Below are 12449 nucleotides of genomic sequence, written 5' to 3' on the forward strand. Positions count from 1 at the left end.
TGAAGGGAATAGTTTGGATGTTTAAAGCGATTACAACAGTGGTTTTATGGGTCTGGGTATTACCTGTAATACTCAAGCCAAGCAATGTGCCTTTTAGATTTCTATTAGATGGTTTGCCAAATGATATGTCAGGGGAAATAGCATATTTTGCAGTGTCTCTCTTGGGATATGCTATTTATGGACCGCTGGTATTACTAGGGTTTATTCTAGTTACAAAAAAAGCGGTTTGGTCTAATACAAGTGAGTTAAGAAAAAGCTGCAAAATTGATTTATATAGATAAGTACGGGTCATCTGTAAAAAGTAAAACTAAGTTTATATCTTTTTACAATTTGTAAAACACATCGTTAAATATCCAAATAAAAAACCAGTGATATCATGCACACATATTGATATCACTGGTTTTTATGAATCTAACATTTTGTATTTTTTGTAAAACTCATTTTTGTGATTTTAAAAAGGCCTTGTCTATTTTTACGAAAAATCGGAATAGTTAGTTATAAATAACACTCTGCTTTAAAGGGTTGTGTTATTATAAAAATACGACCTGAAGAAGGAGGAATGGAAATGAATTTTGCTCATGGTGATACGGGGTATTCGATTCAAGAACCTGGTATAGGTTGGAAATATGCACATGGAAATACTGGATATCACACTAGGGAACCTGGTGGTTCAAAACGTTCACAACATGGCAACACCGGTGGTCATCATCTAGAGCCAGGCGACTATTCAAACTATTAGTCTAGAATCTATGTATATTTTATTACGAGTTATTTATGATAAGAAAATATTCTTGAGGAGGAATTAATCATGTTCAAAAAATCATCGGATAATGAACAAGCCATTGTTATTACTGCTAGTGATACCTATGATGTGTTTTTATTTCCAGATATTAGCGACAATCAATTCCATTTAATCACAGAAAACTTTCACAATATGGGCTATAATCATTTTGAGTTATATGTCGATACAGAAAATAACTTATTACATATTTATGATGATATTGGTTGGGGTACAAGAGGAACAAGTGCAATCAATAGAATTAATAAATACTTGATAGATAAAATATATTCATCTCTGAACCTATCTAATCCTAAAGAAGCCAACGTACTTATCTATTTTCCAGAAAATAACACAAATGGTGTAGGCATTGTAACTTACGGTTACCACATAGATGAGGGAAAATATGATTTTGGGCTTCCTTTTGATGAAACGAGTACATATGAACCATTTATCAACATGGCTAAGAAACGTAAATGATAAAGTAATCCTCAAACAGGAGAAGAGATGCATATCCCTGGAGGGAAAGTTCTAAAATAAGCATTAAAATAAACATTAAGATACATAAATTAAAGAGGAAAGGAGATAGATACCTCCCTTCCTCTTTATTCTATATAGGATATATAGGCCTAAAATGAACTTTAAAAGAAAATTGTACGTTTAAGAAACCATCGTTTTTGATAACTATAAATCCAACTTTACTTTTTGGGACGTTTTCAATAAAATAACTAATTTACTTATTTTGTTATGCTTCAAAAGATACCTATTTTTTAGAAGTACTTTAAAAGTGTTGTTTTAGATGTCTTGATACATAGATTTTGTGTGTTTTACACTCCTTCAAAAAGTGTACCTTTTGAAGGGGGGGAGAATAACATGCTGCTTTGCGGTCTATGACAACACTCCTGTGACTGGGCCTTATATAATCCAATAGGTCATAGTTGGTAATAAAAGTTAGCCTATGACCTATTTTTACACGTATCTCGGCTGTATCCCAATTGGCGGTGATATAAAAAAAGACACTGAAGTGTCTTATGTACTTTTAAATCAAGCTCACCGATAAATTGGAATTTTATGCTCTCTTAATCCGATATCCAACAACCATTATCTCATTGGCTCAATGCATCTTCACAAGTGCCGTTAAGTTAATCGATACCTGAAAATATGTGATTAAATAATTCCAGCAGTTTTAAGAAATTCTATTTCCTTTTCGTATGTATTACAAGTATATGGAATTTCGAATAAGGATATATTATGTGACTTGGCATAAACACGTTTTAATTCGTCATTCTTTACTTGAGACTCATATTGTGAAACACCACCGAACTCAGCTACAGGCTTATAATGCTGTTCACCTTGACACTCAATAAGACATTTAATGCTATTATCTGAACCGAGAACAGCAAAATCATAACGCAACAATTTCTTATGCTCTACACCATATAAGTCTTGAAACGAAAATTCAACTCTATATGCTACATTATGTTCTCTCAATAATTTAGCAGTTCTCCATTGGAACGATGAAATGTTATGACAATCACAAGAAGCATCACAATAGTATCCATCTTTCGCTCTACTTCCATATCTCCTTATCTTTATCTCAAAATCTGATGATTTAAATTGATATTCTTTACCACACAGATAGCAACGACATTTATATAACTTAAATACTTTAACTATGCCAGCTCCCTTTTTTCGTTTATCTTGTACAAGAGGTGTTCCCTCATAATTTTCATCAATACATTCTAATACCTCTAATGATTCATGTGTGGTATATAAATAATCAATATCATAACTTTTATCTTTTTCTCTAGGATATGAAGCTATCATTTTTCTCTCGCGTTCTTGTTTTAATCCACACTCTTCTCCACAATCCCTCCATTTCTTTCTAAATAAAGTAACTTCATCTAAATACTTTATTTTTCCACATTTACACTGGCATTTGTACTTCTTAATATCTTTGTAACGTTGAATACATCTGTCAAAAAGGTCTACAGAATCAAAATTGGACCATGTACTTTTTTCTCCCTTTATAAATTTTTGCTTTTCTTGCTTGCAACGCAATATTCTTTCAGCCATCACTTCTTTTTGATATGTTTCAAAACCACCGATTATAGTAAAACATCCATGTTTCTTTCCAATAGGCAATACGCTGTCCATGTATTTCAAGCCTCCCCCATTTATAATATAGATACTAACGATCTATCGAATACTTATGTATTATATAACATCTATTTACGGGGGCTCGCCACATCACCAGCAAGCTAAGAAAAACAAATACCCCAAAACGAAAATTTTCTTCGTTTTGAGGAACTATCAACTTAAGATAAGTGTATTTATCCAAAACAAGTAAAAAGAAAAATTTATACAGCTAGGATCTTAATAACATCTTTCATAATGAAAGATGTTATTTTCTATCTTCATATGTTGTTTTACGACATATGTCGTGTTACGATATGTTTTAGGAGGTGAAAAAATGGACAAAGAAATGATGAAGGGAAGCATTGATATACTTGTACTCTCTATAATTTCTCACCATGATACTTACGGTTATGAAATCATTCAAAAACTTAAAGTACAAAGCAATGACGTTTACCATATGAGTCAAGGCACACTATATCCAGCACTCAAACGAATGGAGCAAAAAAATTTGATTGAATCATACTGGGGAGAATCAGAAAGTGGAATGAAAAGGAAATTTTACCGTATTACTAAGGCTGGAAAGCAGGAACTAGAGAAGAAGCTGGATTATTGGGGACAAATCACTGCACTTATTCAAGCTTGTCGGAAAGGAGAATTCGCATGAAAGAGTTTGAAAATTACATAGAATGTATTGTAAAAAAGACTAATCTAGATAGGTCAGCCCGTGAGGAACTAGCTATAGAATTACTTGATCATCTTATTAGTTTAAAGGAAGAGTATGTTAAACAAGGAATGTCTATAGAGCAAGCAAAACAATTGGCGATACAACATTTTGGAGAACCAGATTCTATTGGAGGGGAGCTTCAAAAATCTATTTTTCCATATGAAAAATTCATAAAGCGTTCTGCATGGTCTCTATTTGTTCCTTATATATTATTCTTTATTTGGTATCAGTACTTAGGAAATAGCGTTGGTCGTGAGTGGTTTCTTAGGATTATTGAGCAATTTTCAAGAAATCATGATGTAATGTGGTTGCTTCGCACTTTTATTGATATTACACCTTTCTATACCCTTTTTCTATATAACATACCTGGTTATTGGATAGCTCATGCAGTTAAACCAATTATCTTATTGATTCCATTGGGATTTTTAATTCCTATTCTATTTCATAGGTTCCGCTCTTCTAAAGCAGCTTTTATGCTCTTTGTTAAATTAACTTTAAGCATTGAGTTGTTGTATATTGTCATGTTAGTAGGTACTTTTGACACTACTAGTATTATTTTTCATTTGGTTGGCCTCTTAGTTGGGTTTATGGGATGGAAATTACTACAGAAACTGCAGATTAAAAAATCCCTTACACCATCTAATATGAACTATGTGAAGTGAAAATTTTATTGTGATTAATTCATAGAGGATCTTGGAACCAAATAAAAAATGTACAAGAATCTAAAAATGTTTTGTCTTTATTATTCAGGTAGCAATTTAGACTATTCCTTATATGTAAAAAAACGCTATTCTTTTGTTAACCACATACACGAAAGGATGGCGTTTTTGTATGAATTTATCGATTTTAGATGAACTAGAATTGTTTTCTAAAGAATTACAACGATATATGTCACCACATGTTTTAGAACAGTTAGCTAGAGAGATAGGATTTGTTCAAAGAAAAAGTAAATACCGTGCTCAAGATTTAGTGGCTCTATGTGTTTGGTTAAGCCAAAATATAGCTCATACTTCATTGACACAATTATGTAGTCGCTTAGAAACGAATACAGGTATTTCTATGAGTCCAGAAGGACTCAATCAACGATTTAATTCTCAGGCTGTGCAGTTTTTACAACAAATATTAACCTATTTACTCCACCAACAACTCTGTACATCTAGTAAGATTTCAACTTTATATACAAACCATTTTCGCAGTATTCGTGTATTGGATTCTACACATTTTCAGATTCCAGATAAATTTGCTTCTACATATCAAGGTTCAGGAGGTAGTGGTCATAGTGCTGGTGTGAAAATTCAACTAGAGTACGATTTACTTAGTGGTCAGTTTTTACATGTTCATGTAGGGTCTGGAAAGCACAATGATAAAAATTATGGTTCTACTTGCTTAACGTCTCTTCAACCGCACGATGTATGTATACGTGATTTAGGATATTTTGATTTGAAAGATCTGCATACGATAGACGAGTGTGGTGCTTATTTTATTTCTCGATTAAAGCTCAATACTCGTATATATCAGAAGAATAGAGAGCCTGAATACTTTCAAAATGGAACAATAAAAAAACACTCTGAGTACGTCCAACTAGATATGGAGCAATTTATTGACCAATTACAGTCTGGTGAAACATATGAGATTCCTGAGATTTATATTGGAATGTATCAAAAACTTCCTGCAAGACTTATTCTGTATAAATTAACTGAAACGCAAATGAAACGTAGACAAAAGGACTTAGCATCTAAAGAGCACAAGAAGCAAATCACCTATAAAGAACGCAGTAAGCGACTTAGTGCAATCAACTTCTACATTACGAATATCCCTTCGGAATACCTACCAAGGGAACAAGTATACGATTTTTACTCCTTACGATGGCAAATTGAATTGATATTTAAAACATGGAAATCATTTTTTCGTATTCATCATTGTAATTCTGTAAAATTAGAACGGTTAGAATGTCATTTATATGGACAATTAATTAGTATCCTTCTTTGTTCCTCCACCATGTTTCAAATGCGTCAATTACTCCTCACCAAGAAGAAACGAGAGCTGAGTGAATATAAAGCGGTTTATATTATTAAAGATTACTTTCTACTTCTTTATCAAGCTCTACAAAAAGATACTCAAGAACTATCAAAAATCTTGCTTCGTTTGTTTAATTTTTTGCAGAAAAACGGAAGGAAATCTCATCGATATGAGAAGAAAACAGTCTTTGATATATTGGGTGTCATATACACTTGTTTCGTTACTCATAATCATGTAGCTTAATTAAAAAAATGAAACCCGTTAGGGTTTATTTGGTATGCAGATTTTTAGATAGCTGATATCACCTCTTTAGAAAACAGAAAAAATCTAGTTGAACGGACTTTTACTTAATCTTAGGTTGATGGGCATGGGGTACAGCCAACGTACTAACATAAAACCCACGCTAAGGAAAAGAAAGCTTGATATAAAAGGGGTTCCAGCGTAACAAAAAGGAACATCATCTTTTCGGCCGTTTTTACCATGTCGCTTCAGCACTAAACAGCTCTATAACTACCATCTGTACGTTGGTGGCATGGTTCCGGTCATGTTGTGCTCTTCTTCCAGGAGCCACATGGCGTTATCGAGTACGGATTGAATGCGTCCATTTATATTATTCATTTGTTACCACCTTCCGTATATTTCCATATAAAGCCTTTTCCGTGTTTTAATTTTCCATTACACGCCATCGTTATTAATGAACTTGAGCATTTCATAAAACTGGCGGCTTCCTTCACACTTTTGAATTCTTTTAAAAATGAACCATCTAATGTAAACTGTTTTACTTTTTTGTGACGATACCTTTTTTCTCTAAAAACATAATATTCTTCTCCCGAATATCGCCATGCGAACCCCCCTGCACTAATCGCTTCACCTTTACATACCCGCCTGATTGCCTCTTCTGTTAATGATATTGTTTTAGCTGCCTCTTTCATATTTTCGTATTCTTCTATAAAGTCACCGGATAACGAATACTTTTTAACTTTTTTGATATCTGTGTTGATGATAACTTTCTCTCTCTCTAGTACACTTTTTACTTCATTTGCTTCTTCATCGTACTTCCACCTAAAACCGCCGGCGCTAAAAATCCTTCCAATTAGTGCGGAGTTAAGGACTGGTTCCATTACAGAAATAGAATCAGCTGCTTCTTTAATACTTTTAAACGATCCTAATATTTCTCCATCCATTGATAGCTTCAAAACACTTTTCTTACCTACATTTCTTTCTCTCAAAGTTTTATTTTTGCTTCCGTTGTTGTAATCATCTAAAAATTTCCAAATATAACCGAAATAACTATCAGCACTACCGACGCAAACTTTAGAAATATCTCCTCTTTCAAACCCTAAAACTCTGGCTGCTTCTGCTGCACTTTCGTATTCAGCTATAAACGAACCATCAAGTTCTAATTGAACAACTGGTTTTGCATTAAAGACTTTTCCCTGATAATCATCCGTCATATCCTTAAAATCTTCTTCCACAAAACACCATTTAAAGCCAATCGCTGTTTTCGAAATACCACGACAACAATTTCCTATATTGCCTGGTGCTGTATTGTTCTTGCGTGCAGCTTCGCCCAGGCTATTGTATACCTCTAATACTTCTCCGTCTAAATCCATTTTTTTGACTTTTTTTCTAAAACCGTTAGGTTTAAAGTCTGAATAACCTTTAAAATCAGATCCTTCATACCTAAAAACATAACCTTTAGTTGTTTTTTTTCTTCCGTTGCATACGGCACAAATCCTTGAGTTGTCGATTCCAATAGCTTTAGCTGCTTCCATCGTGCTAACATATGTTTTAATTAAAGTTCCATCAACTTCATACTGAAAAACCTTCTTTTGTGTTGGTTTTTGTTTTGGCTTTGCTGGTTCTATATTACCTTCATTATCCCTTTCAATATCTTCAAACCTCCACATAAAACCTCCCGATGTTTTTCTGTTACCATTACAAACTAGAGAAATTTTTGAATAATGAACTCCAGTTTCTCTATATGCTTCGGTCATTGTTTCAAACTCTTTTATAAAAGTGCCATCTATATTAAATTGCAATACCTTTTTAGTGGTACTACCTTTTTGGCCTTCTTTCGAATTTTTATTTGCTACTTCTGTTCGTACAAGTCCAGGAGCTCCGTCGCCACCTATTGTTTTGTTATAACCTTTAACGGGATTCATTAAATCCCATTCTTTTATATACAATTTCTCTAATTCTTTGGCGGATAATTCCGGAATGTCAGTAGCGATTATTTCTTTTTTAATGTTTTCCCATCCGTATTTTTTTATCGCGTTATACAAATGAGGATTATGTTTATACCCTTTACCTTCATTCCATCTATACTCTGGTTTACGGCTAGTAATCCCAACATAGCGCTTTCCATTTGGAGCAGTAAAACAATAAACACTCCAGTTATGATCCGGATTAATAATAGGTGAAGCAAGCTCCGTTTTCATTTGTTCAGTCATTAGTTATCACCCATCACTTTCTTCCAGTAAGCGTGCTCTTTTTTATAGTCTCTTTCTTTCGTCATATATTCCTCCTGGTGAATCATCATTCCAAATCAATGGCTACTCTTTCAAACGATACTCTTTTTGATAGTAAAATTATATCAAGCGAAATAACAAGGGACAAATTGTTGGGCGGCCGGTCCGCTACCTAACTGTCTACGCTTAAAGACTAAAGTTACTAAGTTTTATATTCCAACCGAATATAGTTCAATTAAAATTAATTAAATAAATTATAAAAATTATTTTTAATAAAGTTTAATATTTCATTAATATTATTTAAAAATATGTTAAACTAATATTAATAAAAGTAAATGGAGGGCGAAGCTATGGATATTAATAATATTCCAAACTGGATTTTAGCCTTGGAAAATGAGGATTTAGAGTTTGTTAAAAACTTAGTACTTCATTCGGGTTCTTTAAAAGAGATTGCAAAGGTTTATGAGGTATCATACCCAACAGTAAGACTTAAACTTGATCGATTAATCGATAAAATAAAAATGAATGATGCCGTAGAAAACGAAGAATTTATTAAATTTATCAAGATCCTGTCGATTGATGATCGGATAAGTGTAGAAGATGCAAAATTGATTATTGAAAAATATAAACAAGAAAGAGAGGGGGAATAATGGTTCTTATTTATGCTGGTATTTTAGCTGTTCAATTTTTCTTATCAAGTAGAAACAATATCTATTGGGGGGCAATTTTACCAGTAGCACATATTGTATTTCTGACATGGTTGTTTATAACGAGTCGTATTGAAAGTACTAGTGGTTTTATTCTTTATCTATTATTAGGGATGTTTTTCTTATGTATGGAATGGAATTTAGGTAGAAAGTATTTTCATAAGAAGATACAAAAAGAATTGGATAAAATGAAAACCCACGACATGAAATAGAGAAAATAGTTGTTAAACGACTTTATTGTTATATTTTTAAGTACAGTGAAGTATCTTATGTCGAAAATTAAACGACTATATTTTAACCCCGTCCTAAATTTAGAACGGGGTTATGCTTGTTTTAGGGTTTAAAATTTAATAACTTTATTTTCTTTTTACACTAAGGCTGAACACTAAATTCGTCTACAACTAATATGGAATATTTTGTCTTAATACCCCTTTTCGGGGGATGGGCAAAAAACACCCAATTAAGTTAATCGATGAAAAATAATCTTTAGGAGGTTTTTTATATATGACAATTCTTAAAGTTGGTGCAGACGCGGGGAACAGCGGTTTAAAATTAATGGTTTTAGGGCAGGATCCTTTATTTATACCAAGTATCTATTCACATCATATTGGAGAGGCAACAAACATTTTAAGTGATGAAGATATTCCAGTTGAAGAGTTAGAAAATAATATTGATATTACCATTTCATCACCAGCCTTATCAGTAAACAATATGCGTTATATCGTTGGGCAAAAGGTGATCGAAGAAAACATTAAAGGAATTGAAATGGAAAAGAAATCTGATAAATCTAAGGATGATCTTGTGGTCCTTGTGACTTTAGCTGGTTTAGCTGTTAGTGCAATTAAAAAGGATCCAAGTAGGGTGTTTTTGCCCGTCCCCCGAAAAGGGGGAATAACAAAAAAAATGTAGAAAAACCTTATAAACCAAGGGTTTTGGATTACTGTTAAAAATAATTGTGTCAAAATGTATAGAATTCTACTGATATGTTTCAAATTTGATTTAGTTATAATTTTGAAACGGAAAAACTTAGTTTTTTAGTCATGTCATAAAGTGTATTTTTTGACATGATGTATAAATTTCTAATGAATTAAGCTAATTCCCCCATTTCGGGGATTTGGGCAAAAACACCCTGTATTATGTTTATAATAAATTCTTTCACACAAAGGAGATTATACCTATGTCATTTGAACAAACATTAGAAAAGTATGCTGCTCTTGCAGTAAATGTCGGTGTTAATATTCAGCCTGGACAAATATTATCTATTAATGCGCCACTTGAGGCAGCCCCATTTGTCCGTCTTGTTACAGAAAAAGCATATAAGTCAGGTGCAAAACATGTATATGTAGATTGGAACGATGAAATCCTCACACGCTTAAAATTTGATTTAGCTCCTGAAGAAGCATTCTCAGAATTTCCTGCTTGGAAGGCGCATGCACGTGAAGAATTAGCAAAAGAAGACGCTGCATTTATGTCTATCTATGCAGAAAATCCAGATCTATTAAAAGGTGTAGATGCAAAACGAATTGCAAGTGCTCATAAGGTTGCTGGAGAAGCAATGAAAGTATACCGCGATTATTTACAAGCAGATAAAGTAAGTTGGTGCATTATCTCTGTTCCTACGAAAGAATGGGCAGCAAAGGTGTTCCCTGATGTTACATCAGAAAAGCAAGAAGAAAAGCTATGGGATGCAATTTTCCAAGCAACTCGTGCAAATCTAGAGAATCCTGTGGAAGCATGGAAAAAACATGATGAAACATTACATAAAAAAGTAGATTATTTAAATAAAAAACATTATAAGGCGCTTCATTATACAGGTCCTGGAACAGATTTAACAATTGAACTTCCAGAAAAACATATATGGGCTGGAGCTAGTAGCTTAAATGAAAAAAATGTACCATTTATGGCTAACATTCCAACAGAAGAAGTATTTACAATGCCATTAAAAACAGGTGTAAATGGGCAAGTATCAAGTACAAAACCATTAGCATTTGCAGGTAACATTATCGATAACTTTACACTTACATTTGAAAATGGACGCATTGTAGAATATAAAGCTGATGTTGGTGAAGAAGCATTAAAGCATTTAGTTGAGACAGATGAGGGTTCTCATTTCTTAGGAGAGGTTGCATTAGTACCTCATGATTCACCAATTTCTAATACAAATATTTTATTCTATAATACGTTATTTGATGAAAATGCATCTTGCCATTTAGCAATTGGGCATGCTCATGCAACTAACTTAATCGGTGGTAAGACAATGACAGAAGAAGAGTTTGCAGAAAATGGGGCAAACTCTAGTATTACACACGAAGACTTTATGATTGGTTCTGCCAAGCTTAATATTGACGGCATTACAGCAGATGGCACACATGAACCAATTTTCCGTAAAGGAAACTGGGCGTTTTAATAATAAGTCACGAAAAAAGTACTGTCTCCTGAAAGAAGGCAGTACTTTTTAAATTTTCTATTCTCTTTAACCCTCACCATTTTACTCCTTTTTATAAAAAACAAAAAATCCGATTTCGAATGAAATTGGAAATAAAATTAAGTCTATGACCTATTTTTACAAGTATCTCGGCTGTACCCCATATATGCAATTTATCATAAAAAAATCACGCAAATTATCTCCTAAAGTTACATTAGCTCCTTGATATTATTAGCTTAATAGACTCTCAATAACACTTATCAAAATTATAGATTAAAAGAGGGATAAAAATGATTTATGGATATGCTCGAGTAAGTACACAAGATCAAAATCTAGATAGCCAGATTGATGAACTTACAAAATACGGAGTAGATGAACTTGTGGAGGAGAAAATAAGTGGCGTTTCTAAACAAAAGCCACTTTTAGATGAACTTCTTTCCAAGATAGCTCCTAATGATACATTAGTTGTGACACGAATGGATCGTCTTGGTCGAAACATTATTCAGTTACTGCAATTAGTTGAACAACTTAGAGAAAGAGATATACACTTTGTTATTTTAAACTTAGGAGTAGATACCAGAACACCAACTGGTAAATTCTTTTTAACGGTAATGGCAGCCTTTAGTGAACTAGATCGAGAAATAATTAAAGAGAAGCAACGTTCAGGAATTAAATTGGCCAAGCAAAAGGGGAAATATCGAGGAAGAGTTAAAAAATATACAGATAAGCATCAAGGTATGAATCATGCCATTGAATTACGTAAAACTACCAATAAAACTGTAAAGGAGATATGTGCAATTACAGGAATCAGTCAGGCGGCATTTTATCGTAGGCTAAAGGAAATGGAAAAAGATAATGGATAACAATTTTAATACATTTAATTATTTTGCAACCGATTTACTTCCTCATTCGACTTTATTGTGTAACGGAGAGGAGAACCAAAATGGATATAGCAAAATTAGTGAAAAAAGCAAAAAAGGGTGATGATGAAGCATTTGAACAACTGATTGGTTCTGTTCGACAAAAGCTGTATCGAACAGCCTATGCATATGTTAGAAATGAACAAGATGCTCTTGATGTCTATCAAGAAACAATTTATACAGCCTATATTTCAATAAAGACATTAAAAAAGCCTGAACATTTTTCGAGTTGGATTACAAAAATTCTAGTTTTTAAATCGATCGAT

Annotated in this window: 13 protein-coding genes and 1 pseudogene; 12 read left to right on the forward strand and 2 right to left on the reverse strand. The window is 33.1% G+C overall.

Annotated elements, in window-relative coordinates:
- The 3 genes from ACM6HU_RS22540 to ACM6HU_RS22550 all read left to right on the forward strand — a co-directional run.
- Positions 1 to 281: hypothetical protein (locus ACM6HU_RS22540; RefSeq protein WP_414848452.1), on the forward strand; the 281-nt coding region annotated here is incomplete at its 5' end.
- A gap of 284 nt (positions 282 to 565) precedes the next feature.
- A complete protein-coding gene (locus ACM6HU_RS22545; RefSeq protein WP_414848453.1) occupies positions 566 to 739 on the forward strand; it encodes a hypothetical protein in 174 nt (57 codons plus the stop codon).
- A 69-nt stretch (positions 740 to 808) separates the two neighbouring features.
- A complete protein-coding gene (locus tag ACM6HU_RS22550; protein WP_414848454.1) occupies positions 809 to 1258 on the forward strand; it encodes a hypothetical protein in 450 nt (149 codons plus the stop codon).
- Positions 1259 to 1945: 687 nt separating this feature from the next.
- Here ACM6HU_RS22550 and ACM6HU_RS22555 read toward each other — a convergent pair.
- A complete protein-coding gene (locus ACM6HU_RS22555; protein WP_414848455.1) occupies positions 1946 to 2935 on the reverse strand; it encodes a hypothetical protein in 990 nt (329 codons plus the stop codon).
- 316 nt (positions 2936 to 3251) lie between these two features.
- Between ACM6HU_RS22555 and ACM6HU_RS22560 the strand changes: the two genes are divergently transcribed.
- From ACM6HU_RS22560 to ACM6HU_RS22570, 3 genes are all read left to right on the forward strand, one after another.
- Positions 3252 to 3581 (forward strand): PadR family transcriptional regulator, encoded by a 330-nt coding sequence (locus ACM6HU_RS22560; protein WP_016132913.1) that lies wholly within the window; start codon positions 3252 to 3254, stop codon positions 3579 to 3581.
- The gene (locus ACM6HU_RS22565) at positions 3578 to 4303 is read left to right on the forward strand and encodes a permease prefix domain 1-containing protein (protein WP_414848456.1); all 726 of its coding nucleotides are present in this window, start codon (positions 3578 to 3580) and stop codon (positions 4301 to 4303) included. The genes ACM6HU_RS22560 and ACM6HU_RS22565 overlap by 4 nt, the downstream gene beginning before the upstream one ends.
- A gap of 169 nt (positions 4304 to 4472) precedes the next feature.
- Positions 4473 to 5903, forward strand: a complete 1431-nt coding sequence (locus ACM6HU_RS22570) for an IS4 family transposase (protein WP_006097539.1) — start codon at positions 4473 to 4475, stop codon at positions 5901 to 5903.
- Between the two features lie 371 nt (positions 5904 to 6274).
- Here the strand turns inward: ACM6HU_RS22570 and ACM6HU_RS22575 are convergent, their stop codons facing one another.
- Positions 6275 to 8113: an NUMOD1 domain-containing DNA-binding protein gene (locus ACM6HU_RS22575; protein ID WP_414848457.1), complete on the reverse strand. Its 1839-nt coding sequence runs from the start codon at positions 8111 to 8113 to the stop codon at positions 6275 to 6277.
- Positions 8114 to 8481: 368 nt separating this feature from the next.
- On the opposite strand from ACM6HU_RS22575, the gene ACM6HU_RS22580 reads away from it, so the two are divergent.
- The 6 genes and pseudogenes from ACM6HU_RS22580 to ACM6HU_RS22605 all read left to right on the forward strand — a co-directional run.
- Positions 8482 to 8781 (forward strand): DUF2089 family protein, encoded by a 300-nt coding sequence (locus ACM6HU_RS22580; protein WP_414848458.1) that lies wholly within the window; start codon positions 8482 to 8484, stop codon positions 8779 to 8781.
- Positions 8781 to 9050 (forward strand): hypothetical protein, encoded by a 270-nt coding sequence (locus ACM6HU_RS22585; RefSeq protein ID WP_414848459.1) that lies wholly within the window; start codon positions 8781 to 8783, stop codon positions 9048 to 9050. The genes ACM6HU_RS22580 and ACM6HU_RS22585 overlap by 1 nt, the downstream gene beginning before the upstream one ends.
- A 292-nt stretch (positions 9051 to 9342) precedes the next feature.
- Positions 9343 to 9696 (forward strand): annotated as a pseudogene (locus tag ACM6HU_RS22590) (peptide ABC transporter substrate-binding protein); the annotation flags it as partial.
- A 319-nt stretch (positions 9697 to 10015) separates the two neighbouring features.
- Positions 10016 to 11245 carry an aminopeptidase gene (locus ACM6HU_RS22595; protein WP_098166619.1) on the forward strand — a complete coding sequence of 410 codons (1230 nt, stop codon included), beginning with the start codon at positions 10016 to 10018 and terminating at the stop codon, positions 11243 to 11245.
- Positions 11246 to 11553: 308 nt separating this feature from the next.
- Entirely contained in the window at positions 11554 to 12126 is a 573-nt protein-coding gene (locus ACM6HU_RS22600; RefSeq protein WP_016113485.1) for a recombinase family protein, read from the forward strand.
- An 80-nt stretch (positions 12127 to 12206) separates the two neighbouring features.
- A partial coding sequence (locus tag ACM6HU_RS22605; protein ID WP_414848460.1) for a sigma factor occupies positions 12207 to 12449 on the forward strand: 243 nt, incomplete at its 3' end.

This window comes from Bacillus sp. IT-79MI2, from assembly GCF_949768135.1.
In the GTDB taxonomy this organism is placed as follows: domain Bacteria; phylum Bacillota; class Bacilli; order Bacillales; family Bacillaceae_G; genus Bacillus_A; species Bacillus_A pseudomycoides.

Coding starts and splice junctions, on each gene's coding strand:
- ACM6HU_RS22585 (WP_414848459.1), top strand. CDS start 8,781: ATGGTTCTTATTTATGCTGGTATTTTAGCTGTTCAATTTTTCTTATCA.
- ACM6HU_RS22580 (WP_414848458.1), top strand. CDS start 8,482: ATGGATATTAATAATATTCCAAACTGGATTTTAGCCTTGGAAAATGAG.
- ACM6HU_RS22575 (WP_414848457.1), bottom strand. CDS start 8,113: ATGACTGAACAAATGAAAACGGAGCTTGCTTCACCTATTATTAATCCG.
- ACM6HU_RS22595 (WP_098166619.1), top strand. CDS start 10,016: ATGTCATTTGAACAAACATTAGAAAAGTATGCTGCTCTTGCAGTAAAT.
- ACM6HU_RS22545 (WP_414848453.1), top strand. CDS start 566: ATGAATTTTGCTCATGGTGATACGGGGTATTCGATTCAAGAACCTGGT.
- ACM6HU_RS22560 (WP_016132913.1), top strand. CDS start 3,252: ATGGACAAAGAAATGATGAAGGGAAGCATTGATATACTTGTACTCTCT.
- ACM6HU_RS22550 (WP_414848454.1), top strand. CDS start 809: ATGTTCAAAAAATCATCGGATAATGAACAAGCCATTGTTATTACTGCT.
- ACM6HU_RS22555 (WP_414848455.1), bottom strand. CDS start 2,935: ATGGACAGCGTATTGCCTATTGGAAAGAAACATGGATGTTTTACTATA.
- ACM6HU_RS22565 (WP_414848456.1), top strand. CDS start 3,578: ATGAAAGAGTTTGAAAATTACATAGAATGTATTGTAAAAAAGACTAAT.
- ACM6HU_RS22570 (WP_006097539.1), top strand. CDS start 4,473: ATGAATTTATCGATTTTAGATGAACTAGAATTGTTTTCTAAAGAATTA.
- ACM6HU_RS22600 (WP_016113485.1), top strand. CDS start 11,554: ATGATTTATGGATATGCTCGAGTAAGTACACAAGATCAAAATCTAGAT.